The organism is Bacillus altitudinis 41KF2b, from assembly GCF_000691145.1.
Lineage (GTDB): Bacteria > Bacillota > Bacilli > Bacillales > Bacillaceae > Bacillus > Bacillus altitudinis.
Genome location: NZ_ASJC01000003.1, coordinates 178,235 through 203,679, shown reverse-complemented (window position 1 = coordinate 203,679; position 25,445 = coordinate 178,235). Strand labels below are relative to the sequence as shown.

32 protein-coding genes, 1 pseudogene and 1 riboswitch are annotated in these 25,445 nt (G+C 41.2%); of the genes and pseudogenes, 30 read left to right on the top strand and 3 right to left on the bottom strand.

Going from position 1 to position 25,445, the window contains the following annotated elements:
- Positions 1-26: 26 nt before the first annotated feature.
- The 6 genes from BA79_RS07300 to BA79_RS07275 all read left to right on the top strand — a co-directional run bounded on the left by BA79_RS07300 (position 27) and on the right by BA79_RS07275 (position 7,455).
- Positions 27-800, top strand: a complete 774-nt coding sequence (locus tag BA79_RS07300; protein ID WP_007501632.1) for an electron transfer flavoprotein subunit beta/FixA family protein — start codon at positions 27-29, stop codon at positions 798-800.
- Between the two features lie 44 nt (positions 801-844).
- The gene (locus BA79_RS07295) at positions 845-1,822 is read left to right on the top strand and encodes an electron transfer flavoprotein subunit alpha/FixB family protein (RefSeq protein ID WP_008345982.1); all 978 of its coding nucleotides are present in this window, start codon (positions 845-847) and stop codon (positions 1,820-1,822) included.
- A gap of 75 nt (positions 1,823-1,897) precedes the next feature.
- Positions 1,898-3,376, top strand: a complete 1,479-nt coding sequence (locus BA79_RS07290; RefSeq protein WP_008345980.1) for an alpha-N-arabinofuranosidase — start codon at positions 1,898-1,900, stop codon at positions 3,374-3,376.
- A gap of 246 nt (positions 3,377-3,622) precedes the next feature.
- On the top strand, positions 3,623-3,937 hold the full coding sequence (gene trxA, locus BA79_RS07285; RefSeq protein ID WP_007501629.1) for a thioredoxin: 315 nt from the start codon (positions 3,623-3,625) through the stop codon (positions 3,935-3,937).
- Between the two features lie 139 nt (positions 3,938-4,076).
- A complete protein-coding gene (uvrC, locus tag BA79_RS07280; RefSeq protein ID WP_007501627.1) occupies positions 4,077-5,849 on the top strand; it encodes an excinuclease ABC subunit UvrC in 1,773 nt (590 codons plus the stop codon).
- A gap of 61 nt (positions 5,850-5,910) precedes the next feature.
- Positions 5,911-6,088, top strand: a riboswitch (Lysine riboswitch).
- Positions 6,089-6,219: 131 nt separating this feature from the next.
- Entirely contained in the window at positions 6,220-7,455 is a 1,236-nt protein-coding gene (locus BA79_RS07275; protein ID WP_035701939.1) for an aspartate kinase, read from the top strand.
- Positions 7,456-7,829: 374 nt separating this feature from the next.
- Here BA79_RS07275 and BA79_RS07270 read toward each other — a convergent pair whose 3' ends face one another.
- Positions 7,830-8,273: a YslB family protein gene (locus tag BA79_RS07270; protein WP_008345974.1), complete on the bottom strand. Its 444-nt coding sequence runs from the start codon at positions 8,271-8,273 to the stop codon at positions 7,830-7,832.
- Positions 8,274-8,556: 283 nt separating this feature from the next.
- Between BA79_RS07270 and BA79_RS07265 the strand changes: the two genes are divergently transcribed.
- The 5 genes from BA79_RS07265 (at position 8,557) to BA79_RS07245 (ending at position 13,099) form a co-directional block, all read left to right on the top strand.
- Complete coding sequence (locus tag BA79_RS07265; RefSeq protein ID WP_007501622.1) at positions 8,557-9,165, top strand: succinate dehydrogenase cytochrome b558 subunit; 609 nt, start codon at positions 8,557-8,559, stop codon at positions 9,163-9,165.
- Between the two features lie 37 nt (positions 9,166-9,202).
- On the top strand, positions 9,203-10,963 hold the full coding sequence (gene sdhA / locus BA79_RS07260) for a succinate dehydrogenase flavoprotein subunit (RefSeq protein WP_008345971.1): 1,761 nt from the start codon (positions 9,203-9,205) through the stop codon (positions 10,961-10,963).
- A 1-nt stretch (position 10,964) separates the two neighbouring features.
- Entirely contained in the window at positions 10,965-11,729 is a 765-nt protein-coding gene (sdhB, locus tag BA79_RS07255; protein ID WP_008345969.1) for a succinate dehydrogenase iron-sulfur subunit, read from the top strand.
- Between the two features lie 123 nt (positions 11,730-11,852).
- Complete coding sequence (locus tag BA79_RS07250) at positions 11,853-12,311, top strand: acyl-CoA thioesterase (RefSeq protein WP_007501614.1); 459 nt, start codon at positions 11,853-11,855, stop codon at positions 12,309-12,311.
- 71 nt (positions 12,312-12,382) lie between these two features.
- Positions 12,383-13,099, top strand: coding sequence for a biotin--[acetyl-CoA-carboxylase] ligase (locus tag BA79_RS07245; RefSeq protein ID WP_035702183.1), 717 nt, complete (start codon positions 12,383-12,385; stop codon positions 13,097-13,099).
- Between the two features lie 144 nt (positions 13,100-13,243).
- Here the strand turns inward: BA79_RS07245 and BA79_RS07240 are convergent, their stop codons facing one another.
- Positions 13,244-14,374 (bottom strand): 2-methylaconitate cis-trans isomerase PrpF family protein, encoded by a 1,131-nt coding sequence (locus tag BA79_RS07240; RefSeq protein WP_035701937.1) that lies wholly within the window; start codon positions 14,372-14,374, stop codon positions 13,244-13,246.
- Positions 14,375-14,509: 135 nt separating this feature from the next.
- On the opposite strand from BA79_RS07240, the gene BA79_RS07235 reads away from it, so the two are divergent.
- From BA79_RS07235 to BA79_RS19810, 5 genes and pseudogenes are all read left to right on the top strand, one after another.
- Complete coding sequence (locus tag BA79_RS07235) at positions 14,510-15,370, top strand: LysR family transcriptional regulator (protein ID WP_007501609.1); 861 nt, start codon at positions 14,510-14,512, stop codon at positions 15,368-15,370.
- Between the two features lie 155 nt (positions 15,371-15,525).
- Positions 15,526-16,842, top strand: a complete 1,317-nt coding sequence (locus tag BA79_RS07230; protein ID WP_017358236.1) for a CitMHS family transporter — start codon at positions 15,526-15,528, stop codon at positions 16,840-16,842.
- Between the two features lie 206 nt (positions 16,843-17,048).
- Positions 17,049-17,198 (top strand): annotated as a pseudogene (gene gerE, locus BA79_RS07225) (spore germination transcription factor GerE); the annotation flags it as partial.
- Positions 17,199-17,389: 191 nt separating this feature from the next.
- Positions 17,390-18,478, top strand: coding sequence for an AimR family lysis-lysogeny pheromone receptor (locus BA79_RS07220; protein ID WP_035701934.1), 1,089 nt, complete (start codon positions 17,390-17,392; stop codon positions 18,476-18,478).
- A gap of 18 nt (positions 18,479-18,496) precedes the next feature.
- A complete protein-coding gene (locus BA79_RS19810; protein WP_259407143.1) occupies positions 18,497-18,619 on the top strand; it encodes a hypothetical protein in 123 nt (40 codons plus the stop codon).
- A gap of 211 nt (positions 18,620-18,830) precedes the next feature.
- Here BA79_RS19810 and BA79_RS07215 read toward each other — a convergent pair whose 3' ends face one another.
- Positions 18,831-19,250, bottom strand: coding sequence for a helix-turn-helix domain-containing protein (locus BA79_RS07215; RefSeq protein WP_035701930.1), 420 nt, complete (start codon positions 19,248-19,250; stop codon positions 18,831-18,833).
- Positions 19,251-19,392: 142 nt separating this feature from the next.
- On the opposite strand from BA79_RS07215, the gene BA79_RS07210 reads away from it, so the two are divergent.
- From BA79_RS07210 to BA79_RS07170, 14 genes are all read left to right on the top strand, one after another.
- Complete coding sequence (locus tag BA79_RS07210; RefSeq protein ID WP_035701927.1) at positions 19,393-19,611, top strand: helix-turn-helix domain-containing protein; 219 nt, start codon at positions 19,393-19,395, stop codon at positions 19,609-19,611.
- Positions 19,612-19,758: 147 nt separating this feature from the next.
- Positions 19,759-19,911, top strand: a complete 153-nt coding sequence (locus tag BA79_RS19565) for a hypothetical protein (protein WP_169738191.1) — start codon at positions 19,759-19,761, stop codon at positions 19,909-19,911.
- Positions 19,912-19,988: 77 nt separating this feature from the next.
- Positions 19,989-20,849 carry a phage replisome organizer N-terminal domain-containing protein gene (locus BA79_RS07205; RefSeq protein WP_035701924.1) on the top strand — a complete coding sequence of 287 codons (861 nt, stop codon included), beginning with the start codon at positions 19,989-19,991 and terminating at the stop codon, positions 20,847-20,849.
- Entirely contained in the window at positions 20,788-21,654 is an 867-nt protein-coding gene (locus BA79_RS07200; protein WP_035701922.1) for an AAA family ATPase, read from the top strand. Before BA79_RS07205 ends, BA79_RS07200 begins: the two co-directional genes overlap by 62 nt.
- Before the next feature lie 101 nt (positions 21,655-21,755).
- Positions 21,756-21,911 (top strand): DUF6906 family protein, encoded by a 156-nt coding sequence (locus BA79_RS19560; RefSeq protein WP_169738190.1) that lies wholly within the window; start codon positions 21,756-21,758, stop codon positions 21,909-21,911.
- The gene (locus BA79_RS07195) at positions 21,908-22,441 is read left to right on the top strand and encodes a hypothetical protein (RefSeq protein ID WP_035701919.1); all 534 of its coding nucleotides are present in this window, start codon (positions 21,908-21,910) and stop codon (positions 22,439-22,441) included. The genes BA79_RS19560 and BA79_RS07195 overlap by 4 nt, the downstream gene beginning before the upstream one ends.
- Positions 22,407-22,550 carry a hypothetical protein gene (locus tag BA79_RS19555; protein WP_169738189.1) on the top strand — a complete coding sequence of 48 codons (144 nt, stop codon included), beginning with the start codon at positions 22,407-22,409 and terminating at the stop codon, positions 22,548-22,550. Before BA79_RS07195 ends, BA79_RS19555 begins: the two co-directional genes overlap by 35 nt.
- The gene (locus BA79_RS19385; RefSeq protein WP_155923904.1) at positions 22,550-22,684 is read left to right on the top strand and encodes a BH0509 family protein; all 135 of its coding nucleotides are present in this window, start codon (positions 22,550-22,552) and stop codon (positions 22,682-22,684) included. Before BA79_RS19555 ends, BA79_RS19385 begins: the two co-directional genes overlap by 1 nt.
- Positions 22,685-22,699: 15 nt before the next feature.
- On the top strand, positions 22,700-22,873 hold the full coding sequence (locus BA79_RS19550; protein WP_169738188.1) for a hypothetical protein: 174 nt from the start codon (positions 22,700-22,702) through the stop codon (positions 22,871-22,873).
- A gap of 70 nt (positions 22,874-22,943) precedes the next feature.
- Positions 22,944-23,153 (top strand): XtrA/YqaO family protein, encoded by a 210-nt coding sequence (locus BA79_RS07190; RefSeq protein ID WP_035701916.1) that lies wholly within the window; start codon positions 22,944-22,946, stop codon positions 23,151-23,153.
- 33 nt (positions 23,154-23,186) lie between these two features.
- On the top strand, positions 23,187-23,438 hold the full coding sequence (locus BA79_RS07185) for a hypothetical protein (RefSeq protein ID WP_035701913.1): 252 nt from the start codon (positions 23,187-23,189) through the stop codon (positions 23,436-23,438).
- Positions 23,435-23,683 carry a hypothetical protein gene (locus tag BA79_RS07180; RefSeq protein WP_035701911.1) on the top strand — a complete coding sequence of 83 codons (249 nt, stop codon included), beginning with the start codon at positions 23,435-23,437 and terminating at the stop codon, positions 23,681-23,683. Before BA79_RS07185 ends, BA79_RS07180 begins: the two co-directional genes overlap by 4 nt.
- Positions 23,680-24,939 carry a DNA cytosine methyltransferase gene (locus BA79_RS07175; protein ID WP_035701909.1) on the top strand — a complete coding sequence of 420 codons (1,260 nt, stop codon included), beginning with the start codon at positions 23,680-23,682 and terminating at the stop codon, positions 24,937-24,939. The genes BA79_RS07180 and BA79_RS07175 overlap by 4 nt, the downstream gene beginning before the upstream one ends.
- 27 nt (positions 24,940-24,966) lie before the next feature.
- Positions 24,967-25,428 (top strand): hypothetical protein, encoded by a 462-nt coding sequence (locus tag BA79_RS07170; protein WP_035701907.1) that lies wholly within the window; start codon positions 24,967-24,969, stop codon positions 25,426-25,428.
- The last annotated feature ends 17 nt before the right edge of the window (positions 25,429-25,445 follow it).

Here is a 25,445-nt window from a genome sequence, read left to right as displayed (position 1 = left end):
TAGTACGACACAAGGGGGAGAAATGAATGAATATTTTTGTTTTAATGAAGCGTACGTTTGACACGGAAGAGAAAATCTCTATTCAGTCTGGTGCTATTCAAGAAGATGGGGCAGAGTTCATTATTAATCCTTATGATGAGTACGCAATTGAAGAAGCGATTCAGCTTCGGGATGAGCACGGGGGAGAAGTAACAGTCGTGACAGTTGGCAATGAAGATGCGGAGAAACAGCTTAGAACAGCACTTGCAATGGGCTGCGATCAAGCCGTTTTATTAAATGTTGAAGATGATTTGGAGGAGTGGGATCAATTTTCCGCTTCTACAATTCTATATCACTATTTCAAGGATAAAGAAGCTTCCTTGATCTTAGCAGGGAATGTAGCGATTGACGGCGGGTCTGGACAGGTGGCCCCGCGTCTTGCTGAATTACTCGGTTTTCCATATGTCACAACCATTACAAGTATTCAAATCGACGGCGGCTCAGCTTCAATTGAACGAGATGCAGAGGGAGATGTGGAAGTGATTTCTGCCGAGCTTCCGCTAGTGGTCACCGCGCAGCAAGGTCTCAATGAGCCTCGTTATCCATCGTTACCAGGAATCATGAAGGCAAAGAAAAAGCCTTTAGAAGAACTGGAATTAGACGATCTAGATCTAGATGAAGACGATGTGCCATTTAAAATCAAAACAATCGAACGTTTCTTACCGGAGAAAAAAGAGGGTGGCAAGGTGCTGAGCGGCGAGCTTCAGGATCAGGTCAAGGAACTGACAGACCTGCTAAGAAATGAAGCAAAAGTCATCTAAACATCCACTTTACGATATCACGAGAACAAGGGGGAGCTTATAGGATGAGTAAAAAAGTTGTTGTACTTGGAGAAAGTCGTGACGGTAAATTAAGAAATGTGACATTTGAAGCGATTGCTGCCGCTCACGAGGTGGCTGATGGCGGTGAAGTAATTGGCGTTTTAATAGGGGATCACGTCAAAGATCAAGCGGATGAACTGCTTTATTATGGAGCGGATCATGTGATGCTCGTCGAGCACCCGCATCTTTCTTATTATACGTCTGATGGTTTTGCGCAGGCGCTTCAGGCAATATTAGATCAAGTCAATCCTGATGCAGTGCTCTTCGGTCATACATCGATCGGAAAAGACTTGTCACCCAAAATAGCTGCGCGCCTGCAAACAGGCTTAATTTCAGATGCAATAGATGTAAGCGTTACCGGTGAACACCTTGTTTTCACTAGACCGATTTATTCAGGAAAAGCTTTTGAAAAAGTCATTTCAACAGATCGTCTGCTTTTGGCTACTATCCGCCCAAACAACGTGGCACCGCTGGAGCGTGATGCGTCACGCAGCGGAGAAGTGACGCCAGTTTCTGTCGATATTCAAAACCTAAGAACAATCGTGAAGGAAGTCATTAAAAAAACATCAGAAGGTGTAGATTTATCTGAAGCGAAGGTCATTGTCGCAGGAGGACGAGGAGTTAAAAGCAAAGAAGGCTTTGAACCGCTGAAAGAACTTGCCCAAACACTCGGCGCAGCAGTCGGTGCCTCGCGTGGTGCATGTGACGCTCACTACTGCGATTATGCCCTGCAAATTGGTCAAACCGGTAAAGTCGTTACACCTGACCTTTATATTGCCTGCGGAATTTCAGGAGCTATTCAGCATTTAGCCGGTATGTCCAACAGTAAAGTTATTGTTGCGATCAACAAAGACCCTGAAGCTGAAATCTTCAAAATTGCCGATTACGGAATTGTCGGTGACTTATTCGAAGTCGTTCCGCTTTTAAATGAAGAGTTAAAAAAGATGAATATCCATTCTTAACGCTCATACACTCAGAATGCCTAGGTATTCTGGGTTTTTTTGTATGTCATCACGAAACAAAGGAGCGGTTTACAAGTGAATGGGACAGTAAAAGTCAATGAAGTGATTGGACGCATTTCTAAACACATCTATGGACACTTTCAAGAGCATTTAGGAAGAGGAATTTATGACGGAATTTGGGTAGGGAGAGATTCAGAGATTGATCATGTTGAAGGGATTCGTACTGATGTGCTAAAGGCCCTTCAAGCATTACATATCCCAGTGCTTAGGTGGCCGGGTGGCTGTTTTGCAGACGAGTATCATTGGGCAAACGGCGTCGGTGATCTGAGTGAACGAAAGCCGATGGTGAATACTCATTGGGGTGGCACCGTTGAATCAAATGCGTTTGGTACACATGAATTTATGAGACTGTGTGAATTACTTGAATGTGAGCCTTATATTTGTGGAAACGTTGGAAGCGGTTCTGTTCAAGAATTAGCAGAATGGATTGAATATATCACATTTCCTAAAGGGACACCTATGTCGGATTGGCGGATTCAAAATGGAAAACAAGAACCGTGGGAGCTGACGTATGTTGGTGTAGGCAATGAAAGCTGGGGATGTGGTGGAAATATGACGCCAGAGTATTATGCAGACTTATATAAACGCTACCAAACGTATGTGAGAGAATTTGCTGGTCAGCGCATTTACAAAATTGCATGCGGTGCGAATTCAAATGATGTGAATTGGACAAAAGTATTAATGGAGCGTGCAGCGCCTTGGATGGATGGGCTCAGTTTGCATTACTATACGGTCCCAGGAACATGGGAGAAGAAAGGGTCAGCGACCGATTTTGATGAGGATGAGTGGTTTACAACGCTGAAAAAGGCGTCTGAAATGGAGCGGCTTGTTGTAGATCACGGAGAGATCATGGATCGTTATGACCCAGACAAGCGAATCGGGATGATTATTGATGAATGGGGGACATGGTATGATCCAGAACCGGGGACAAATCCAGGGTTTTTGTATCAGCAAAACACATTAAGAGATGCTCTAGTCTGTGCCTTGCATTTTCATATTTTTCATCGCCATTGCCAGCGGATTCATATGGCGAATATTGCCCAGACCGTCAATGTGCTGCAAGCGATGGTGTTAACACAGGACGAAAAGATGCTCCTGACACCTACCTATCACGTATTTCACATGTTTCAAGTGCATCAAGAAGAAGAAGCGCTTGAAGTAGAATTGAATGCTCCTTCGTATGAACGCCGGGGTGAAAAAATCCCTCAAGTCAGTGTGTCAGCCTCGCGGTCATCTGACAAGATGCATATTAGTTTATGTCATGTGAATCCTCATGAAAAAACAGACGTATCTCTTGCGATAGAGGGAATCGATGCAAAAACGAAGGTCAATGGCCGTGTGCTGACTGCTGATCGGATGAATGCGCACAACACGTTCGATGATCCTCATTCCGTTCAGCCTGCGGACTTTCGGCAATTTGCTGTTAAGCACGGCGAGCTGACTATTGATCTGCCGCCTATGTCGGTTGTCATGTTGACCGTCGATCTGGCTTGATCGCATATTTCAATGTTTGATGAGAAGAATGTTGGGGCATCATACATTGTAAATGAAGCGGAAAGGGAGTCATGTCATATGCTTAGAACCATTCTGATGATCATCGGTGCGATTGTTGTTATTGGTGCGATTATACGGTTTGTTTTTTAATTCATTTCATAAAAAATGATTCGTAAGCATTTCATTCGCAAGTCACATTGGTAGATGCTATACTAAAAAGCATAATTTACATTGGAGGAATGAATAATGGCAATCGTAAAAGCTACTGACGCAACATTTTCACAAGAAACTGCAGAAGGTGTTGTTCTTGCAGACTTTTGGGCACCTTGGTGCGGACCTTGTAAAATGATTGCTCCAGTTCTTGAAGAACTTGATCAAGAAATGGGCGATAAAATGAAAATTGTAAAAATTGATGTGGATGATAACCAAGAAACTGCTGGTAAATACGGCGTTATGAGTATCCCAACACTTCTTGTTTTAAAAGACGGTGAAGTCGTCGAAACGTCTGTTGGTTTCAAACCAAAAGAAGCACTAGCTGAGCTAGTAAACAAACATCTATAAACCGATCTATGCCCACGTGGCATGATCTCAAAAGCGGTTCTCGTATAGTCGAGAGCCGCTTTTCTTTCATCGTGGTATAAAACAAATGTTCGTGATACACTAGAAGGAGTGAAAGAGGAAAACAAGGACGGATGAAAATATGAACAAATTGATCAAAGAAAAGCTGTCAGTCTTACCTGATCAACCAGGCTGTTACTTAATGAAAGATAGACAAAATACGATCATTTATGTGGGAAAGGCAAAGGTATTAAAAAATAGGGTCCGCTCTTATTTTACAGGATCTCATGATGCCAAAACGCAGCGGCTTGTCAGTGAAATCGAAGACTTTGAATACATTGTCACCTCTTCAAATATTGAGGCACTTATTTTAGAGCTGAATTTAATCAAAAAATATGACCCGAAATACAATGTCATGCTCAAGGATGACAAAACGTACCCTTTTATTAAAATTACGAATGAACGTCACCCTAAGCTGATTGTCACCCGCAATGTGAAAAAGGATAAAGGGAAATACTTCGGTCCATATCCGAACGTACAAGCAGCAAGAGAAACGAAAAAGCTGCTCGACCGTTTATATCCACTTAGAAAATGTGCGACACTCCCTGACCGAGTCTGTCTTTATTATCATCTTGGGCAATGTCTTGCTCCGTGTGTGTATGACATTTCTGAAGAAACGAATAAACAGCTCGTCGACGAAATCACAAGGTTTCTAAATGGAGGGCATCAGCAAATCAAGAAAGAATTAACAGAAAAGATGCAAGAAGCGGCCGAACAATTAGAATTTGAGCGGGCAAAAGAGCTGAGAGATCAAATCGCATACATTGACTCAACGATGGAAAAGCAAAAGATGACGATGAGTGACTTATCCGATCGTGATGTGTTTGCCTATGCTTATGATAAGGGCTGGATGTGTGTCCAAGTCTTCTTCATCAGACAGGGGAAATTAATCGAACGTGATGTCAGCCTATTTCCGATGTATCAAGACCCTGAGGAAGAATTTCTCACGTTTATGGGGCAGTTTTATGAAAAGAACAACCATTTTCTGCCGAAAGAAATTTTGGTGCCGGACAGCGTAGATCAAGAGATGATTGAGCAATTGCTTGAAACGAATGTTCATCAGCCGAAAAAAGGAAAGAAGAAGGATTTGCTTTTACTCGCCCACCAAAACGCCAAAATCGCTCTCAAAGAAAAGTTCTCGCTTATAGAGCGTGATGAAGAACGGACAATTGGTGCAGTGAAACAGCTTGGAGATGCACTCAATATTTATATGCCATACCGGATTGAGGCTTTTGATAACTCCAATATCCAAGGAGCAGACCCCGTATCCGCTATGGTTGTCTTCCAAGACGGGAAGCCGTATAAAAAGGAATACCGAAAATACAAAATTAAAACCGTTGAGGGCCCCGATGATTATGCCTCCATGCGTGAAGTCATTAGAAGGCGGTATACCCGGGTGTTAAAGGATGAACTGCCGCTTCCTGACTTGATTTTAATCGATGGAGGAAAAGGACAGATCAACGCAGCCATAGATGTGCTCGAAAATGAATTAAATCTGTCTGTTCCTGTGGCAGGTCTAGTGAAAGATGAAAAACACAGGACATCGAATCTGATGATGGGTGATACGCTTGAAATTGTTGCGCTCGAGCGGAATAGTCAGGCCTTTTATTTATTGCAGCGTATTCAAGATGAAGTGCACCGATTTGCGATTAGTTTTCACCGGCAGCTGCGAGGGAAGAATGCATTCCAGTCTATTCTAGACGATGTCCCAGGTATCGGGGAAAAGCGCAAAAAGCAGTTGCTGAAACATTTTGGCTCTGTGAAAAAGATGAAAGAAGCCTCTATCCAGGATTTTCAGGACGCTGGTATTCCGAAACAAACGGCTGAACTTTTAATGGAGGCGTTAAAAAAATAGATTGTACTTTTTCCAAAAGTCTGTTAAGATGTGACTAATTTAATAAATGAACGTGTTGTTTGTTGAAGATAGAGGTGCGAACTTCAAGAGTAAGCCTTCAGAGATCGAGGGGATCTAGGAAGAGGGCTGAAAGGGGAGCGTCGCCGAAGTGAATAAAATCCACTCATTTTATTCGCTGGCTGTACATTGAAGAAATGTAGGGCTGTCAAGAATGTATTTCTTGGAGGGCTATCTCATTGTTTGCATCGTTTGATGATGATTTTAAAGCAATGGGAGATTTGTTCTCTCATTGCTTTTTTATTTGCAGTGAACAGAGCAGTCTCCGCAGCCTCTTCTCTCACACGTGATCTTTTGAAAAAGGGTGGTAGACATGGGACTAATTGTACAAAAATTTGGTGGAACATCTGTTGGATCGACAGAAAAAATTCGCAATGTCGCAGAGAGAGTCATCGCTGAACGCGAGGCAGGAAATGATGTGGTCGTGGTTGTGTCTGCGATGGGCAAATCAACGGATGTTCTAGTAGACCTAGCGAAAGAACTCACAGATGATCCAAGCAAAAGAGAAATGGATATGCTACTGACAACTGGTGAGCAGGTGACCATTTCATTATTAGCGATGGCACTGCAAGCAAAAGGTTATGATGCCATTTCCTTTACAGGCTGGCAAGCTGGGGTGAAAACAGAGAAGGTGCACGGAAATGCAAGAATCGTGGACATCGATGAAGCAAGAATCAAAGAAGAACTGAGTGCGGGAAAAGTCGTCGTTGTAGCAGGTTTCCAAGGAATTGCGGATGATCTACATATTACAACACTTGGGCGTGGTGGATCAGATACGACAGCAGTGGCACTAGCTGCGGCACTCAAAGCGGACAAATGTGATATTTATACGGACGTACCAGGTGTGTTTACAACAGATCCTCGTTATGTACCGTCTGCGCGAAAACTTGCAGGAATTTCATACGATGAAATGCTTGAGTTAGCCAATTTAGGAGCAGGTGTGCTGCATCCGCGAGCGGTCGAATTTGCGAAAAATTATCAAATCCCACTAGAAGTCCGTTCTAGTATTGAAAATGAATCGGGTACGTTAATTGAGGAGGAATCATCCATGGAACAAAATTTAGTTGTAAGAGGCATTGCATTTGAAGATCAGATGACACGCGTGACGGTATGCGGCCTTTCAAGCGGTTTAACAACGCTATCGACGATTTTTACGACACTTGCAAAGCAAAATATCAATGTCGATATCATCATTCAGTCTGTCACAAGCACCAATCAGACCTCCATCTCTTTCTCTGTGAAAACGGATGATTTGTCTAAAACAGTTGAAGTATTAGAAGAATATAAAGGAGCGCTTGGCTATGAGCAGATCGAGACAGAAAGCAAATTAGCCAAAGTATCCATCGTGGGTTCTGGTATGGTTTCAAACCCAGGCGTTGCGGCTGAAATGTTCGCTGTGTTAGCTCAAAAAGACATTCAAGTGAAAATGGTCAGTACGTCTGAGATTAAAGTCTCAACAGTCGTTGATCGTGAAGATATGGTGAAAGCTGTAGAAGCCCTTCATGATGCGTTTGAATTATCAAAGGTGAGCGCCGCTGCTCATTCTTAAATCTTCAAAAGAGGTGTATCCCATGAAAAGATACACCTCTCAGCGTGTAGACAAACCCTCGCATTCTTTGTCAGTCCTGCGCTCTGGTGCTCACGAATGCCAAATTCGCTCCGCTCCAGTACTCGTCTTTCCTAGACTGCAAAGGTTTTCTGTCACGCTGAAAAGAAGACAAAGAGCTAAAATAAAGTTCATTTTAGCCCTTTGACAACAATCTGAAAGGTGTATCCCATGAAAGGATACACCTCTTTTTTATATTGGAAATCATCAGCATATGAAGAAAGAAAAACATGCGTAAACCGGTACGCCAACTGTGCTATGATAGAAGGGGATATAAAAAAGGCGTGACACGAAGTCATCGCCTTTCAGAAGCAGTGTTAGCTAGGGTCTCTTAAATCCCATTTAACGGTCAAAATGACTTTATCAGCACGCTTTTTTACTTGTTCATAGGATTCAGCCACATGCTCATTGAGCAGCTGAATCTGTTCAGCGATAAAACCTGCTTCCATTTGAAAGCATGGCTCCTTTTGATAGCTGAGTCGATTCGATACAAGTGGACCTTCGAGCTCAAACTCAATTTCCTGTTTTTTAGAATGGACCATCGTGAGAGTTCCCCATCCGGCATCATGGAAAAATTCGGGGATCTTCTCCCATGACTCTTGAGGAAATTTACGAGCAAGTAGCTTACCCGCAAAATACATCATAGATGAATGATCCTGACCAAGAATGTCAGGCAGCAGAACTTCGCGTATCAGCTCGTAGGCAAATCCATTGACTTCAATTTCTTTTAGCTGTTCTAAGTTAGATTCGAATTTATTCATTGTATGGCTCCCCTCTTTCAACAATTTATTATAGCTTATGTGGGCATATGATGACAGAGTTTTCCCTGAAGTCTAAGAAATTCTTATTGTAGTAAAACGAATTTTGATTTAAAACTTTTAAATTTCGGAAAATTTTAATTTATGTACGCGGTTTCTTGACGCTTTTTTGACATAGGAGTAAAATGAAATTGTCAATAAATTTGAATAAAGTGCTTACAATTGAAAGAAGCGGGGGTAAGACAATTTTCAAGCAATTGCACTTTTTTTACTAGGGGGTAAAGTAATGTCGGGGAACAAAGAATTTTTTTATCGGAGATTGCATTCTTTGCTTGGCGTCATTCCGGTCGGTCTATTTTTAGTACAGCACTTAGTGATTAACCACTTTGCGACGAATGGACCAGAGGCGTTTAACAAAGCTGCACACTTTATGGAACAGCTTCCATTCAGATATGCACTTGAGCTGTTCGTGATTTTCTTACCACTGATCTATCATGCTGTTTATGGGGTGTACATAGCCTTTACGGCACAAAACAACACGTCTCGCTTCAGTTACTTAAGAAACTGGTTGTTCAGACTGCAACGGATTACAGGTATCATCACATTGATTTTTGTCACTTGGCACGTATGGGAAACACGCATTCAAGCGCAGCTTGGAGCTGAAGTAAACTATGACATGATGGCGAATATTTTAAGCTCTCCATTTATGCTAGGTTTCTATATTGTCGGCGTTTTATCTACTATTTTCCACTTTGCTAATGGCTTGTGGTCATTTGCTGTCAGCTGGGGAATTACAGTTTCACCACGCTCACAAAGAATCTCCACATATGTGACATTAGGTATATTTATAGCGCTTTCATATGTAGGGCTAAGAGCAATTTTCGCTTTTGTTTAAGAGGAAATAGATTAGTAGAAGAGGGAGAGGGGCTACAATGAGTAATTCTAGCATCATCGTTGTCGGAGGCGGCCTAGCTGGTCTCATGGCAACTATCAAAGCAGCAGAAGCGGGAACAGCTGTTAAACTATTTTCAATCGTACCTGTGAAACGTTCGCATTCTGTTTGTGCACAGGGCGGAATTAACGGAGCGGTCAATACAAAAGGTGAAGGAGATTCACCTTATGAGCATTTTGATGACACGGTATATGGCGGAGACTTTTTAGCTAACCAGCCGCCAGTAAAGGCAATGTGTGAAGCAGCGCCGTCCATTATCCACTTACTTGATCGTATGGGTGTAATGTTTAACAGAACACCAGAAGGATTACTGGACTTCCGCCGTTTCGGGGGAACACAGCACCACCGTACAGCATTTGCTGGTGCGACAACAGGTCAGCAGTTATTATACGCACTAGATGAGCAGGTTCGCCGCTATGAAGTAGCGGGGCTTGTGACGAAATATGAAGGCTGGGAATTCCTTGGCGCTGTCTTAGATGACGAAGAAGTATGCCGAGGCATTGTCGCACAGAACTTGACGACAATGGAAATCGAATCCTTCCGTTCAGATGCTGTCATTATGGCAACAGGCGGCCCTGGTATCGTATTCGGTAAATCAACGAACTCCATGATTAATACCGGATCAGCTGCATCGATCGTTTATCAGCAAGGTGCTCATTATGCTAATGGAGAATTCATTCAAATTCACCCAACAGCGATCCCAGGAGATGACAAGCTGCGTCTCATGAGTGAATCAGCTCGTGGTGAAGGTGGACGTGTTTGGACATATAAAGACGGAAAACCTTGGTACTTCCTTGAAGAAAAGTACCCAGCATACGGGAACCTTGTACCGCGTGACATTGCAACGCGTGAAATTTTCGACGTATGTGTGGAGCAAAAGCTTGGCATCAACGGAGAGAACATGGTGTATCTAGACCTTTCTCACAAAGATCCAAAAGAGCTTGATATTAAGCTTGGTGGAATCATTGAAATCTATGAAAAATTCATGGGTGATGACCCGCGTAAGCTTCCGATGAAAATTTTCCCGGCTGTTCATTATTCAATGGGCGGCTTATGGGTTGATTATGATCAAATGACGAATATCAAAGGCTTGTTTGCTGCAGGAGAATGTGATTACTCTATGCACGGCGGAAACAGACTTGGTGCAAACTCATTGCTTTCTGCGATTTACGGCGGAATGGTTGCTGGACCAAATGCTGTGAAATACATTAGCGGTCTTGAAAAGTCTGCAGAAGATTTATCATCTGCAACATTCGACAGTGCCGTGAAGAAAGAGCAGGAGAAATGGGACAACATCCTTAGCATGGATGGCACAGAAAATGCATATGTGCTTCATAAAGAGCTTGGAGAATGGATGACGGACAACGTGACAGTGGTTCGTTACAACGAGAAGCTCTTAAAAACAGATCAGAAGATTGAAGAACTGATGGAGCGCTATAAGCATATTAACATCAACGATACAGCTTCATGGAGCAACCAAGGCGCTGCCTTCACGCGTCAGCTTGACAACATGCTTCAGCTGGCACGCGTCATTACGATTGGGGCTTACAACCGGAATGAAAGCCGAGGCGCACACTATAAACCGGAATTCCCAGAAAGAAACGATGAAGAATTCCTAAAAACAACGATGGCTACGTTCAAAGGGAAGAACCAAAAACCTGCATTCCACTATGAGGACGTCGATGTATCGTTAATTGCACCTCGTAAACGAGATTACTCGAAGAAAAAGGTGGAGAAATAAGATGAGTGAAAAAAACACGATTCAATTTATTATCACACGTCAAGATACAGCAGATGGCAAGCCTTATGATGAGGAATTCGAAATCCCTTACCGTCCGAATATGAACGTCATTTCTGCACTCATGGAAATCAGACGTAATCCGGTCAATAAAAAAGGTGAAAAAACAACGGCGATCAACTGGGACATGAACTGTCTTGAAGAAGTATGTGGCGCTTGTTCCATGGTCATTAATGGAACGCCTCGCCAATCATGTACTGCACTGATTGACAAGTTAGAGCAGCCGATCCGTCTTCAGCCGATGAAAACGTTCCCGGTTGTGAGAGACTTGCAGGTTGATCGAAGCCGTATGTTCAATTCATTGAAAAAAGTCAAAGCATGGGTGCCGATCGATGGCACATATGATCTTGGACCTGGACCAAGAATGCCTGAGAAAAAGCGTCAATGGGCGTATGAGCTTTCAAAATGTATGACATGTGGTGTCTGCCTTGAAGCTTGTCCAAACGTGAATGATAAGTCTTCCTTTATGGGCCCTGCACCGCTTTCACAAGTTCGTCTATTTAACGCACATCCGACAGGTGCAATGAATAAGTCTGACCGCTTAGAAGAAATTATGGGTGATGGCGGTCTTGCAAACTGTGGGAACTCTCAAAACTGTGTGCAGGCTTGTCCGAAAGGAATCCCGCTCACAACATCAATTGCAGCACTTAACCGAGATACAACATTACAAGCTTTCCGTAATTTCTTCGGAAGCGATCACGCAGAATAACATCACATTCAGTCCTCCTTGCCAATCATGATGAGTGTTTACAAGAGGCTGGATGCAAAAACATAACAAACGCCTCTTCCAATACGGGAGAGGCGTTTTGTTTGCGAATAAGGAGTGGATCAAATGAGGCTGCCGTCATATATTGAAGAACCGTTTGAAGAGTGGAGGGCATCGTTTCGATTTTATGTGGAAACAACCGTCCGTTTTTCAGAAACGGATATGTTTGGTCACATGAACAATGTCACCCCGTTTGTGTATTTTGAAGAGGCGCGGATTGCCTTCTTTCAAAAAACAGGAATTGTGGATAAACGAATGAAGCGCGCGAGAGAGACGATTACGGTCGTGGCAAACCTTCAATGTGATTACATCAAGCAAGTGGAGATCGGTGAGAGGCTGCGTGTGTATGTAAAGCCAGAAAAGGTTGGGTCAAGCTCCCTCATCCTTCATTATTTAGGAGAAAATGAGCAGCAAGAACCGTGTTTTACAGGCTCTGTTACGATGGTGCAAATAAGTAAAGACACCGGTGCCCCTGTACCGTTTACAGAAGAGGAAAAAGAAACTTTTCAAGCCCAGCGACATTAAAGAATCACGGGTAGATGCTTCATTTTGTTATAATAAAAAAATCAGATGAAGAAGAAACAAAAGGAGATCACATGAAGATTTTTCAATACGACACCATTGATAGTACAAATAATGAAGCGAAAAGGCTCATTCAGCAAGGAGAAACCCCTTCATTTGCTGTATATGCCCGGCAGCAGACAGCAGGAAGAGGCAGGCTTGGCAGACCGTGGGAAACGCCTACAGGGAATGTGGCTGTCACGATGACAGTAAAACCGCCAGTAGATATCTCCACCCAATCAACGATTGCCCCGCTGACGGCACTCGCCATTTATGATGTACTCAAACCACTCATGAGAAAAGATGATCAGCTGGCGATCAAATGGCCAAATGATCTATTGATTAATGAAGCGAAAGTATCTGGTACATTAATTGAAGCAGACCGCAGCGCCATTTACATCGGTGTGGGCATCAATGTAGAGACAAAGCCCGAGCACGTTCCGTATAAAACCGTTTGCCTATCAGAACTGACTGAGGTGAAAGCGGACCAGCTAGTGAAAGATTTGGCAGCGGCCTTTGAAAAATACCATGCACGCTGGCAAATGGAAGGATTTGAAGCCCTCATAGCCCTCTATAACAAACGATTATATCGGCTGAATCAATCGCTTCGTATTTCATTAGATCGTGAAAAGCAAACATGGCAGGAAGGGATTTGCTGTGGTGTGAACCGTTATGGTCATATTCAGTTAAAAGATGATCAAGGACATATAAAAGCCCATTCAGCAGGAGATATTGATGCACCGCCCAAGTAGACAATTTCTTGTTCGATGAGTGTGTAGACAAACCGTTGTATTCGATGTTAGAACGGAGTTGCTTTAAGATCTTCACACTGAAAAAAAGACAAAAGAGCTAAAATCAGTTCATTTTAGCTCTTTGTCGACAAGATGACGTCTCATTTATGCTTCTCTTTTTATTTGAGGTTGAACCATGTAGTCTTTTTTTGTAAAGACCACTCCATCTAGAATTTCTCTTGCGGTTCGAATGACTTTCACTCTGTTTTGTGAGATATCAATTTCAGTTTGCATAATACCAGCAGGATGACCAATTCGAAGTGTATCATCTTGACCTTCAAACAGCTGTGCCGGAAGCGTTTGATCCATGAAACAGCTGGCTGACACACAGACAGATCCGGTAATGGCAAGTGCTTGGTGCGGTCTTTGCATCGATAGCATCCGAACGATGATGTCCATATCTGCTGCTCTTCTCAATATTCCATTTGTATCTACATAATCAGCAGGCTCGCTAATAATTGCAAGCTTAGGAACAGCTGGAGACTGTAATGTGGCCAGTTCTTTTGGTGCGAAGTGACACATTTCAGCAGCGATGGAGCGAATCTCTTCTAAATCATCCAGCAATTCGTCTGTAAACTCCTCAGGCAATTCAGTTCCTTTTAATTGAATATCTTTGGCACGGACAAAGGCGATTGGATTTGCAATGTCAACGATTGAGATCGGAATCTCTCCAAACTTTGTCTGGATCGTATCCATTTTGTTTCCAGTCGGAAAGGTTTTACCTGTGACAGCGCCTTCAGGTTTCTCAAAGGATAAATAAATGGGAGAACCTGTTCCTTTCACTCCTGGAATTTCTGCCTGTCCTTCAAATTTTACTTCTCCGTTCTCGACTTCTACCTCTGCCACAATGATTTTATTCGTGTTGGTATTCAGAATACGTACTGTTGTGACAGGCTCAACTGCTTGGACAAGTCCTTTAATGATGGCATACGGTCCAACTGCTGATGAGATATTCCCACAGTTTCCTTTAAAGTCGACAAATCTTTCATTGATGCTGACTTGTGCAAACGTATAGTTCACATCCACATCTGGACGAGTGGCTTTATCGATAATGGCCACCTTACTTGTTAAAGAATTACCGCCCCCGATTCCATCAACTTGCAGCCGGTCAGGGCTACCCATAATGTCTAATAGAAATTCTTCGAGCTCATCGTGTTCGTAAGGTGCATCATTGGCTTGAATGAAGACCCCTTTGCTTGTACCGCCTCGCATGATTGTGATTGGAACTTTTCTCATTGCTCTCACCCTCAATTGTTTAGTTACTATTTATCTAATCAAAATGGTAAAGTATAATAAGAAATAAGTTAAATACATTATTTTAAGAGAAAATGATAAAATATTTTTATAACAAGGTCAAAAGGAGGGCACACAATGGATGAGAAAGACTGGCGGTTTTTAAAGGTGCTATATGAAGAGAAGAACATCACAAAAGCGGCAGAAAAATTATTTGTCTCGCAGCCTGCCTTAAGTTATCGATTGAAACAGCTTGAAGAGGAATTTGACATGAAGCTTTTCTTTAAAAGAAAACGAGGCATTGAATTTACATCAGAGGGCGAATACTTGGCTAAATACGCAAATGACATGCTCAAGCAGCTCCAGCAAACGAAAGATGGCATGCTCAATATGCAAAAAAAGGTCAAAGGAACGATCAGGTTAGGGGTGTCGAGTAACTTTGCTCAATATAAACTGCCGGAAATTTTAAGAGAGTTTTCTAAGCAGTATCCACATGTTCAATTTATGGTGAACACAGGGTGGAGCACAAAAGTCATGGATTTATTAGGGACATCAAGTGTACATTTAGGGATTTTAAGAGGAGATTACGACTGGAATGGAGAACGGTTTTTGCTTGATAAAGAACGCCTTTGTATCATTTCAAAATCAGAAATACAGCTAAAGGACCTTCCGAAACTGCCGCTCATTGACTATCACACGGATAGTTCATTAAAACGATTGATTAACAGATGGTGGCAGGAGACGTTCACGATGCCTCCGCTTGTGACAATGGAGACAGACAGGCAAGATACATCAAAAGAGATGGTGAAGCATGGTTTAGGTTATGCCATTGTCCCGGAAATTTGCCTCAGACCAAGTGATGAGCTATTTGTAAAAGGTCTTTCGTATAAAGATGGACAGCCCGTTTTAAGAGATACATGGCTCATGTACCAGCCGGATTCGCTTCATTTGTCTGTTGTGAAAGCATTCATTGAGTTTTTAAGAAGTCAGCAAGGCTAATTATAAAAAAAATTTATTGAATAGACGAAAAAATCAATATTTTCATTATAAAAAAAGCTATTATATCCTTGAAATAGAAAGCGCTAACATTTCGGGCCGCAAGTGCAAAAGGGGCGCTTGTGGATCGTGTAAAGAAGAGGATGGAGGGATATGAAGTGCTAGCTATTTTAGGGATCTTGATGGTCGTGACTTTTACATTTCTTATTATGACAAAACGTATGCATCCGGTGGTGGCTCTAACCGTTGTGCCAATCATCTTTGCATTAATTGGTGGATTTTATAGCGGATTAGGGGACATGATGCTTGATGGACTCAAGACCGTTGCACCATCTGCTGCTTTATTGTTATTTGCCATCTTATTCTTCGGTGTCATGCTGGATGCTGGATTGTTTGACCCATTGATTAAACTGATTTTACGTCTTGTGAAAGGCGATCCGGTCAAAATTGCTTTTGGGGTAGCGATTTTGTCTATGCTTGTTGCATTAGATGGTGATGGAACGACAACGTACATGATTACCGTATCAGCTATGCTGCCACTTTTCTTAAGAATTGGGATGAACCCACTGATTTTAGGGACGATTTCATTATTATCACTAGGCATTATGAGTGGAATGACGCCTTGGGGCGGTCCAGCTACTCGTGCGATTGCTGCACTTGGTTTAGATGCAGCGGAATTCTTCATTCCATTACTCCCGACGATGATAGGGGGCGGTCTTTTTATCCTTTTTACAGCGTATGTTCTTGGAAAAAAAGAACGGAAGCGCATTGGGGTTGCCGAGATTCAGTATAAAGAAGAGGTCTCGATCTCTCCTGAATTGGCGGCATCAATTGAAGATGGCGTTGCAGATATGAAGAGACCAAACCTAATTTGGGTCAACTTCTTCCTGACGATTGCTGTCATGGTCACACTTGTATTGGATATCGTACCGATTCCTGTACTCTTTCTCATTGGCTTTGTCATTGCGCTTATGATCAACTATCCAAAAGTTGAAGATCAGCGTGAGCGGATTTTATCGCATGCAGGAAATGCTTTAACGGTCATTACCCTTGTGTTTGCAGCAGGAATTTTCACAGGCATTTTTTCGGGAACAAAAATGGTGGAGTCCATTGCTAACTTGGTTATTTACATGATTCCAGATTCATACAGCTCATTTTTTCCACTCATTGTCGCTTTGACGAGTATGCCATTTACATTTGTTCTTTCAAATGATGCGTATTATTTCGGGGTGCTGCCAATCTTAGCTGAAGCCGGCGCAGCTTACGGAATTGATCCAGTAGAAATTGCGCGCGCCTCTATTATCGGACAGCCTGTCCATTTACTGAGTCCGCTTGTGGCTTCCACATTACTACTTGTGAGTATGCTGAATAAAGATATCGGTGATTTGCAAAAGTACGCACTGTTATGGACCGTACTCACAGCCCTGTTTACAACACTTATTGCTCTTTTAACAGGAGCCATTTCGATATTTTAACAGCTTGTTTGATAAAGGACGATGTCTCTATAGGGGACTCGTCCTTTTTTGTGCGGTTTGAAGGGGAGGAAATTGGACGCTCATCTACGGGAATTCTCGATTTTAACGTCACCTACCTCAAGTACCCGGCATATGATATCTCGACTATACAGAATCCCATTCTATAGAGACTAGAGCTCTCACCTTAGCAAGGAGGGTTACAATACTTGAAGGAGAAAGAGTTTCAATCCAAGCCGCTATTAACCAAAAGAGAAAGAGAAGTATTCGAATTGCTCGTCCAAGATAAAACAACAAAAGAAATTGCAAGCGAGCTTTTTATTAGCGAAAAGACTGTTCGAAATCATATTTCAAATGCTAAGCATATCCTTTACAAACAAATACAACATTTAACAAAATTGCACCAAAAGTCATATGTAAACCTATACCACAAATGGATTATAATACAATCATTAGTCTGCCGATTCTTATTAAAAATTCATATTTATTCGACAATTTGTGACAGCTTTTTCGACTTTAGTGTGCTAAATTGATTTTGAAAGGTGATCATATGAGTGTAGTTGCAAAAAAAGAAATAGGGGAAATTCTCAAAGACAGATTAATTTCATCTGAAATGACTCAGTTAGATATCGCAAAAAAAATTGGCATTACTAAGGGTTACATGAGCAAATTCTTATCTGGAAAAGAGATAGCTTTCTGGATGGTGATAGAGGCTGTTAATTGCATACTTCCAGAAAAAGAAAAAGAGTTGATGGGAGATTACTGCAAAAGCGGTATTGATAAAAAGTATTTGTTTTGTGCTTTGGAGTATTGTTATACACAAAAAATGTTTGATGTTATGAGATACTTGATTGTAGAATACTCAGCGGTTACGCCGGAACCTTGTTCACTTTACAAATGGATTCTAAATTATAGAGGAAATTTTAACATGCAACATATCAGTAAGTTACGTAATAATAATTTTAAATCCATGGAGGCAAAAGCATTATTACTAATCCTTGAAACTTATGGTTACTATAATTTAGGAAAATACGATATGGCTCACTTTTATATTAGTAAAGCAGGATCATACATAACTAAAATCAAAGATCCATTTCTTAGGAAAAGCTTCAGTGCAAGAATAGATGAGGTATTAGCTAATGTATATTTAAAGCAAGAAAACAATGTTGAACTTGCAAGACTCGCAGCTAAATCACTTCTTGAAAATAAAGTGAGTGAAAGTCATGAGATAACCGCTAACCATTTGTTGGCACTCTCTTATTTCTTAACATCTTATGAAAAATCGATTGCGTATTACAACATATTTTTAAATCTCATGGAGCAGCATCCAGAAAGAGTAGATGAGATTATTCAAAATAAAGAGGAAATTGCAATTCTCCAGTATTATTGGAAAGCTAGTATAGATTCAAGATATAACGTTTCTGATTTTACCAGTAAATTAAAGAATCACAGTGTATTATCTGATTATTATAGTGATGGGCGTCTTAAGCCCTATGCGTACTTATTCGATGGAATTAAGGAAGCTAGAGCAGATAAAATTCTTTTATCGCTTCACTATTTCTCAGAAAAACGAGAGTATTTCAGAGCTAACATTCCTAAATTAGAGTTGCAAAAATTGGAACTAGACTATAAACTCTAATAGTCAGGAGGTGAATGCATGAAAAAATTTACTAAAGTGCTGATTTTAGCCAGCGTTATTCTGTTTGTATCAGGGTACCAAACCACTATGTCAGCAAAAGAAACTGTTTATCAAACTAAAGATGTAAAAGTAGGCATGTAAAAAAGACGCTACCAGAAATGGTAACGTCTTTCGTGTTTTAAAGAGAAGTTTCCTGTTTTGCGAAATCTTAAAAACAGGAAACTCTTTCAAAAAGATAAAAAATACAATATAATGAGAATGTATGTTCTTGTTTAGGGGGATATATTATGTCAATTATTTATGAGGAATTACTTAAAAAGGTATCAAAACAAACAAAAAAAGAAGAACCATCTCATTCTTCTTCTACGGAAGCACTTCCTAAAAACTTCGCTTTAGATTCTCGATAATTTTCAAGTGCATTAAGCATAAATTCTCTTTCATCTTTTGTTATTTTATTACCATGTTTATCTATAATATCTGTCTTCTCAATGAGATCTAGGCTTAATTTTCTGGAGAAAACGAGTTCTTTTTCTTCATCACTCATTTTATTAAGTTCATCTTTATTGGTTACGAAATAAGAAAGATCAACATTAAAATATTTTGCAATTGTATTTAAATTTTCAAATGACGGCTTTTTTATTTTTCCAGCTTCTAATTTCGATAAATAACTATGAGTAACCCCTATTTCTTCTGATATTTGAGCGAGTGTTAAACTCCTGCTTTTTCTTAAATCGGCTAGATTTTGCCCTATGACTTTATTAATATCATCCATAAACAGCAATCACCTTTCTGTAGAGCTTCTTATACATACTATTATAACATGTTTTTTCCTCTGGGAAAAAAATTAGAAAAACAACTTTACAATGCGTTAGGCAGGATGTTATATTTGTCTTGTAAGTTCCTGTAGGAACATTATGAGGTGGTGTTTAGGTTTGGATTTTAAGATTATTTTCGGTAACAAAATAAAGCAAATTCGTTCAGAAAAGAAAATGTCCATTATTGAATTTGCTGAATTAACGGGATTTACGAGCTCCTATATCTCTAAGATAGAGAATTATAAAATTAACCCGACTATCAAGAGTGTTCTACAATTTTGTAATAAGTTGAATTTAAATATTGGTTATTTTTTTTAATTGCAAAGTTCCTACAGGAACATTTTCGGTGAGGAGGTACGGCTTATTATGAAATTCTATATTGAATGAGTTTATACAAAAAACACCAATAATTTTGGTGGGTAGTCCTATTGTCCACATTGCATATTATGTTTCGAGGTGATCTTTATGGCTAAGAAAAAACAAAAGAGAAAAAGCAACCTGTTTCTCGGAGAAGTTTTCTTTGGAACAGAAGACAGAGAAAAACTTTTCACTGAGGCTGTGGCGCCTTATTACACACCAGTAAAAAAAGAAAAGAACAAAAAAAATAAAGAGGCTTGAAACTTCTGTTTCACCTTTTTTTGAAGGACAAGCTCAAATTGAAAAGCTAATTAAGAAAAAAATAGGAGGATCAACCGATGGGGGAAGTCAAATGGGTGAAATTAAGTACCCAGATGTTCGACGATGAGAAAATCAAACTCATTGAACAAATGCCCGAATCTGACACTCTGTTGATTATATGGGTTAAATTACTTGCTCAAGCAGGTAAAACTAACGCTTCTGGTTTTATTTATCTAAGTGAAAACGTGCCTTATACAGACGAAATGTTAGCACACATCTTTGGAAGGCCGTTAGGAATTGTTCGCATGGCATTAGATACATTTAGAAAGTTCGGAATGATTGAAATTAATGATCAGAATTTTATCAGTATATGTAATTGGGAAAAGCATCAAAATTTAGATGCGCTCGAAAAGATTAGGGAACAGAATCGCTTGAGAAAGCAAAAACAACGAAAAAAACTAAGTCTTGCAGAACCAAAAAATAACATGTCACGTGACGTCACGATCAATGTCACAGCAAGTCACGCAACAGATATAGATAAAGAATTAGATAAAGATAAAGAATTAAAAGATATATTGTCGGGAAACCCGACTGCTGATCTTAAAACTCAAGAATCAGAAATTCCATTCAAGCTAATTATTGATCTTTTGAACAAAGTGACAGGGAAGTCATTCAGACATACATCTGCTGCTACTCAAAGATTAATTAAAGCACGCTGGAATGACGGATTCAGGTTTGAAGACTTTAAAACAGTGATCCTTACAAAAACTAATCAATGGCTTAAAGACGACAAGATGAATAAATACTTGCAGCCAACGACATTATTTGGAACCAAGTTTGAAGGATACCTGAATGAAGGTGCGGGGGTGATAAAAAATGCAGAGCATCAAATCAGTGGCGGCAGAGGCCTTAAACGCCAGAATGACCTTCCATTCTGATTACTGTAATAAGCACACATTCACACGAGGTAGTGAAGATGTCGTAAAGCCTGTTCGTATGATGATCCTCAATGGCAAGGTGGTCTGTCCACGGTGTGAACTGGAGGCGAATGAAAAAAAGCTTCAAAGAGACTTGGAAAGTCAGATAGAGTTCAGCCAGCGCACAAAGAATTTTAACATGCTTGAAAAACACAGTATGTTCAGAGACAAAACCATTGCACAAGCGACGTTTGATAATTACAAAGTGGCCGAGCGTGAGGAAACGGCAAATAAGGGTCGCACGATGGAACTGGTTGGTTATTTAAAACAAGGCGAAGTATTCAACACTTTTCTTCAAGGTCATCCCGGAGTTGGGAAAAGTCATCTAGCTTATGCAGCACTCAAAGCACTCAATGTGCCTCCTGATCCTGACGACCCTAAGGACATGGGAAAATCATGCTTGTTTATCAACATGGAAGAAGCTGCTTCGGCTATTAAAGACACATTCAGCAACAAAGAGAGTAAATATACGGAATCATATGTAACGCAGCTCATGGGTGATGCTGATTACCTTGTGATCGACGATCTCGGTGCAGAAACAGGATCAGAACACTCGGATAGCAGAGCCAGCGATTTTATTCATCGTCTGATTTACAAAGTGACATCCGCACGACAGGACAAGGCTACGATCTACACAACGAATCTCACTAGCAAAAAGTTATATCAAATGTATGACAGCAAGCTAGTATCACGGATAATGCAAAAACAGCAATACATTGTTTTCAAAGAGACATCAGACAAACGCGAGATGGAATTACCATTCTAGGAAGTGTAAAGCAAAATCACATCCGAGAAAGTTGATAGTTTAATAGATCGCTACAAATAAGTCTGAACGAATATAAAAAAACATAAGGAGGCGCGCTGAATATGAGAAAAGGCGGCAGAAAACCAACACGCTCAGAAAGAAAAATCCTAGTAGTGAATGGGTTGAACCCTCGTTACTGGCACGTGGAAAAGAATCTGGCAGCATCCATGCATATTGTGCATAAAGAAGTCGGACGGAGAAAGGAAATTGCGAAATGAGTGTTACTAGAATCATTTTGGATCATGTCAATTTTGAATGGACGATTGTTGGCCTTAAACGTTTTCTTGATTACTGGTACGAAGGCAGGTCGATTGAAGAGATGGCGGAGTTATTTAACCGACCATCAGAAGAAGTGTTAATACTGATGATTGATTTTAGTAAACGAGGAAAGATCAAGGAGCGACCGAACGGTGTCGGCGCAAACGAGCCTATGTATATCAAAAAATGCACAATGAACTACAAAAAAAGAGATATGAACAAGCTATTTGAACAACAACCGGTTTACTATGCTTGCCCGCAAAACGATTTCATCTGGTGCGAGAGGGACATTATAGCTTTTCGGAAGATGTGGCAGGATCATGAGCCGATCAGACATATTGCGAATCGTTTAGCACGCAAGGTTGATGACATCCTGTTGCTGATTATAGATCAGGCTGAGTTAGGCAAGATCGAACCACGTAAGGGTGGGATTTTTGGAAAGGGGGAAAAGCTACGTGAAGAAAAAAAGCGCCTTGTTGCTGCCATTTGAGAAAGCCACAGCGCGTCAGCTTGAAGTGATTGCGAGATATGAAGCTTGTCCGAAACAGCTAAAGACAGCAGCCGTGCGCCACCTCAAAAAGAGAGGAGGCATCAAGTGATGAGCAGTGACGATAGAGCGTTAATGATCGAGTGGTTGAGTCTCGCAAACGTTGGTCGCGATTATTGCGAGAATTTATCAGACGAAGAACTCGAAAGAATCTACAATCTCAACGTTCCGCAGCGTGACGAATGAGAGGAGGTGAGCATATTGGAGACTGTTAACAATCCATACAAAGCAGGTCCAGTGAAAGCGTGGGTTATGTCAGAGGATGAGCTTGCAGTTTATAGGCAGCAACATCCACCCAAGCCATATAAAAAGAGACTCAAACGTAAAGACTGGCGTTGGCAGCGCACAGATCAATCCGTCGAGTCTCAGCGGTAAGAATTCACATCAGTTCAATGTGAGTAATTAAACTTAGGAACCTTAATTATATCACATTGGAGTGAAGATTGTGAATAGACCGCAGACTATCTCATTAACAAAAAACGAGCCTTTCACAACATTAGTTGAACAAGGCAAGGTACAAGTGATCGTGCTGGACGGGATCAACAACACAGCGCATTACATAGAGGCTCCCGAACATGGTCACACAATCATTGAAACGATTAAAGGAAGTTTTGACCGAGTTAGATTTGATTTCAGTTATAAAACTAAACGATAGCAGGGGTTTATCCCCTGCGGGGGAGGAATCACGATGTTATCAAAAGATCAAATGAACGTTGAGGCCCTTTTGGGTGAAGTCGAACGTTTGAAAAGAGAAATAGAGAAAAAGAATCAGCAGATCGACGGATTCTCAAAGCTTTTCTTAAACGAACTGAATTGGGAGCAGCGTAATTACGAAGCATGTAAAGATGAATTCCACAGAGGTGGATTAGCAGCCATGAGAAACATCGAGAAGAAATACGAACGAGCTTTTGGAAAGGGATTGGACGGTGAAAGAGTATGAGTCTACCAAAACATGTCGAGCTTTCACAGACTGTAAAAGCTTGCAAACATCAAGCGATCACGATTCAGGAGGCAGCTGCTCATCTTAAAGTGCCAGAAAACGTTGTACCAATGCTGGTACGTGAAAATGATGACCTTGTTATAGAGGGTAACGTGATCATGGCGAAAAGGGAATCAAACGGGCCTGTCATTCTCACGGTGCTGGGTTTCATGGCAATTATCGTGATCGCTGGGTTGATGCAATGAATCAGCTCAATCTATTCCGTGAAATCATTGTAGATAACTTTGCAGGAGGAGGGGGAGCGAGTACAGGCATCGAGCTTGCAACAGGCTTATCAGTAGATATAGCTATCAATCATGATCCTGCTGCCATTGCAATGCATGAGGTAAACCATCCTGACACGGAACATTATTGTGAATCTGTGTGGGATGTTGATCCGAAACAAGCAGTTAGAGGGCGAAAAGTAGGTTTGGCATGGTTTTCCCCTGACTGTACACATCATTCAAAGGCAAAAGGCGGCAAGCCTGTAAAACAGAGTATCAGAGGGCTTGCGTGGATTGCTGTTAGATGGGCGATAGCGGTAAAACCACGCGTCATCATGCTTGAGAACGTCGAGGAATTCAAAGATTGGGGGCCTGTCTCTAAAGAAGGTAAACCGATCAAGGAACAAAAGGGACAGACATTTCAATCATTCGTCAAAACGCTGGAATCACTTGGATATGAAGTGCAGTTCAGAGAGTTGACGGCCTGCGATTATGGAGCGCCAACCATACGAAAAAGATTCTTTATGGTTGCAAGATGTGACGGAAAAGAAATCGTATGGCCGAAACCAACACATGGTGATCCAAAAAGTCTTCTAGTTCAAACGGGAAAGCTCAAGCCGTGGCGATCCTCTTACGAGATTATAGATTGGTCCATAGGTGTCCCTAGTATATTCAACAGGAAACGGCCACTAGTTGAAAATACGATGAAACGAATCAAAAGAGGTATTGATAAATTCATCGTAAACAATCCAAGTCCTGTAATGGTGCCGGATAAGAGTAAAGCGGCATTCTTGATCAGTTATTATACTGAGCAATCAGATAAAGAGGTAAGAGGCCTTTCGCTTGATCGACCATTACACACAATCACAGCTGGCGGCAATAGATTTGGATTAGTTACGGTTGCCTTCTTGACTAAGTATTACGGTCAAGGAGTAGGACAGCGACTAGACGAGCCATTGCATACCATTACAACAAAAGACCGTTTCGCATTAACAACAGTTTGCACAAATGGTCTGAGGATTGCAGACATTGGATTGCGTATGTTGCAACCAAACGAACTATTTGCAGGGCAGGGGTTCCCACCTGGATATACATTCAATATTGGTAATAAATCCGACCAAATACGCAGGGTGGGGAATAGTGTTCCACCGCAATTCGCAGAGCAGCTGGTGCGGGCTAACCTCCCAGAGATGTGCGTACCTGAGCATATGAACAAATATTATAGCAAAGCAAACTAACAGCCTAGCGGCTTAGGAGGAAACGGTATGAGTGAACATGTGTTAAAGGAATTTGAAACGCTTAGGGAAGCGGTTGAATTTATAAAGGACGAACTGAAAAAAACGGACGAGCGAAACACAAGAAACCTAGATGTAATTCGAACCTTGGACCCTAGTTCAGCATCAGAAACTATGGAGGAAGGTAACATGCACGATGAATTGTTTCTACTGTATTCGCTCGATGATGGTGATTCTTTCTTCGTCTTTGAATCTGATTATGCTTTAGAAAGTTGGCTAGAAAGTGATGCTTGGGACAATTGGGGCTTGTGGGAACGTGACGATATTGAAGGATCACTCAATGAGGATGTAATGGTATGGAATTTTCATAGAGATATTTGCAAGGAAAAGTGGGAGATACTTTACAGAAATTCAAAACCATTTATAAACGGTTGGTCCAGACAACGTAAAGAAATAGGGTTTGAAGCAGTTCCATCATTCTCATTAAATTAAATCGAAAAGGGGCTAAC

Coding starts and splice junctions, on each gene's coding strand:
- BA79_RS07205 (WP_035701924.1), top strand. CDS start 19,989: ATGGGGGAAGTCAAATGGGTGAAATTAAGTACCCAGATGTTCGACGAT.
- BA79_RS07185 (WP_035701913.1), top strand. CDS start 23,187: ATGTTATCAAAAGATCAAATGAACGTTGAGGCCCTTTTGGGTGAAGTC.
- BA79_RS19385 (WP_155923904.1), top strand. CDS start 22,550: ATGAGCAGTGACGATAGAGCGTTAATGATCGAGTGGTTGAGTCTCGCA.
- BA79_RS19565 (WP_169738191.1), top strand. CDS start 19,759: ATGGCTAAGAAAAAACAAAAGAGAAAAAGCAACCTGTTTCTCGGAGAA.
- BA79_RS07220 (WP_035701934.1), top strand. CDS start 17,390: ATGAGTGTAGTTGCAAAAAAAGAAATAGGGGAAATTCTCAAAGACAGA.
- trxA (WP_007501629.1), top strand. CDS start 3,623: ATGGCAATCGTAAAAGCTACTGACGCAACATTTTCACAAGAAACTGCA.
- BA79_RS07240 (WP_035701937.1), bottom strand. CDS start 14,374: ATGAGAAAAGTTCCAATCACAATCATGCGAGGCGGTACAAGCAAAGGG.
- sdhB (WP_008345969.1), top strand. CDS start 10,965: ATGAGTGAAAAAAACACGATTCAATTTATTATCACACGTCAAGATACA.
- BA79_RS07210 (WP_035701927.1), top strand. CDS start 19,393: ATGAGGTGGTGTTTAGGTTTGGATTTTAAGATTATTTTCGGTAACAAA.
- BA79_RS07235 (WP_007501609.1), top strand. CDS start 14,510: ATGGATGAGAAAGACTGGCGGTTTTTAAAGGTGCTATATGAAGAGAAG.
- BA79_RS19560 (WP_169738190.1), top strand. CDS start 21,756: ATGAGAAAAGGCGGCAGAAAACCAACACGCTCAGAAAGAAAAATCCTA.
- BA79_RS07295 (WP_008345982.1), top strand. CDS start 845: ATGAGTAAAAAAGTTGTTGTACTTGGAGAAAGTCGTGACGGTAAATTA.
- BA79_RS07250 (WP_007501614.1), top strand. CDS start 11,853: ATGAGGCTGCCGTCATATATTGAAGAACCGTTTGAAGAGTGGAGGGCA.
- BA79_RS07275 (WP_035701939.1), top strand. CDS start 6,220: ATGGGACTAATTGTACAAAAATTTGGTGGAACATCTGTTGGATCGACA.
- BA79_RS19810 (WP_259407143.1), top strand. CDS start 18,497: ATGAAAAAATTTACTAAAGTGCTGATTTTAGCCAGCGTTATTCTGTTT.
- sdhA (WP_008345971.1), top strand. CDS start 9,203: ATGAGTAATTCTAGCATCATCGTTGTCGGAGGCGGCCTAGCTGGTCTC.
- BA79_RS07270 (WP_008345974.1), bottom strand. CDS start 8,273: ATGAATAAATTCGAATCTAACTTAGAACAGCTAAAAGAAATTGAAGTC.
- BA79_RS07265 (WP_007501622.1), top strand. CDS start 8,557: ATGTCGGGGAACAAAGAATTTTTTTATCGGAGATTGCATTCTTTGCTT.
- BA79_RS07300 (WP_007501632.1), top strand. CDS start 27: ATGAATATTTTTGTTTTAATGAAGCGTACGTTTGACACGGAAGAGAAA.
- uvrC (WP_007501627.1), top strand. CDS start 4,077: ATGAACAAATTGATCAAAGAAAAGCTGTCAGTCTTACCTGATCAACCA.
- BA79_RS07245 (WP_035702183.1), top strand. CDS start 12,383: ATGAAGATTTTTCAATACGACACCATTGATAGTACAAATAATGAAGCG.
- BA79_RS07180 (WP_035701911.1), top strand. CDS start 23,435: ATGAGTCTACCAAAACATGTCGAGCTTTCACAGACTGTAAAAGCTTGC.
- BA79_RS07200 (WP_035701922.1), top strand. CDS start 20,788: ATGCAGAGCATCAAATCAGTGGCGGCAGAGGCCTTAAACGCCAGAATG.
- BA79_RS07195 (WP_035701919.1), top strand. CDS start 21,908: ATGAGTGTTACTAGAATCATTTTGGATCATGTCAATTTTGAATGGACG.
- BA79_RS07170 (WP_035701907.1), top strand. CDS start 24,967: ATGAGTGAACATGTGTTAAAGGAATTTGAAACGCTTAGGGAAGCGGTT.
- BA79_RS07215 (WP_035701930.1), bottom strand. CDS start 19,250: ATGGATGATATTAATAAAGTCATAGGGCAAAATCTAGCCGATTTAAGA.
- BA79_RS07175 (WP_035701909.1), top strand. CDS start 23,680: ATGAATCAGCTCAATCTATTCCGTGAAATCATTGTAGATAACTTTGCA.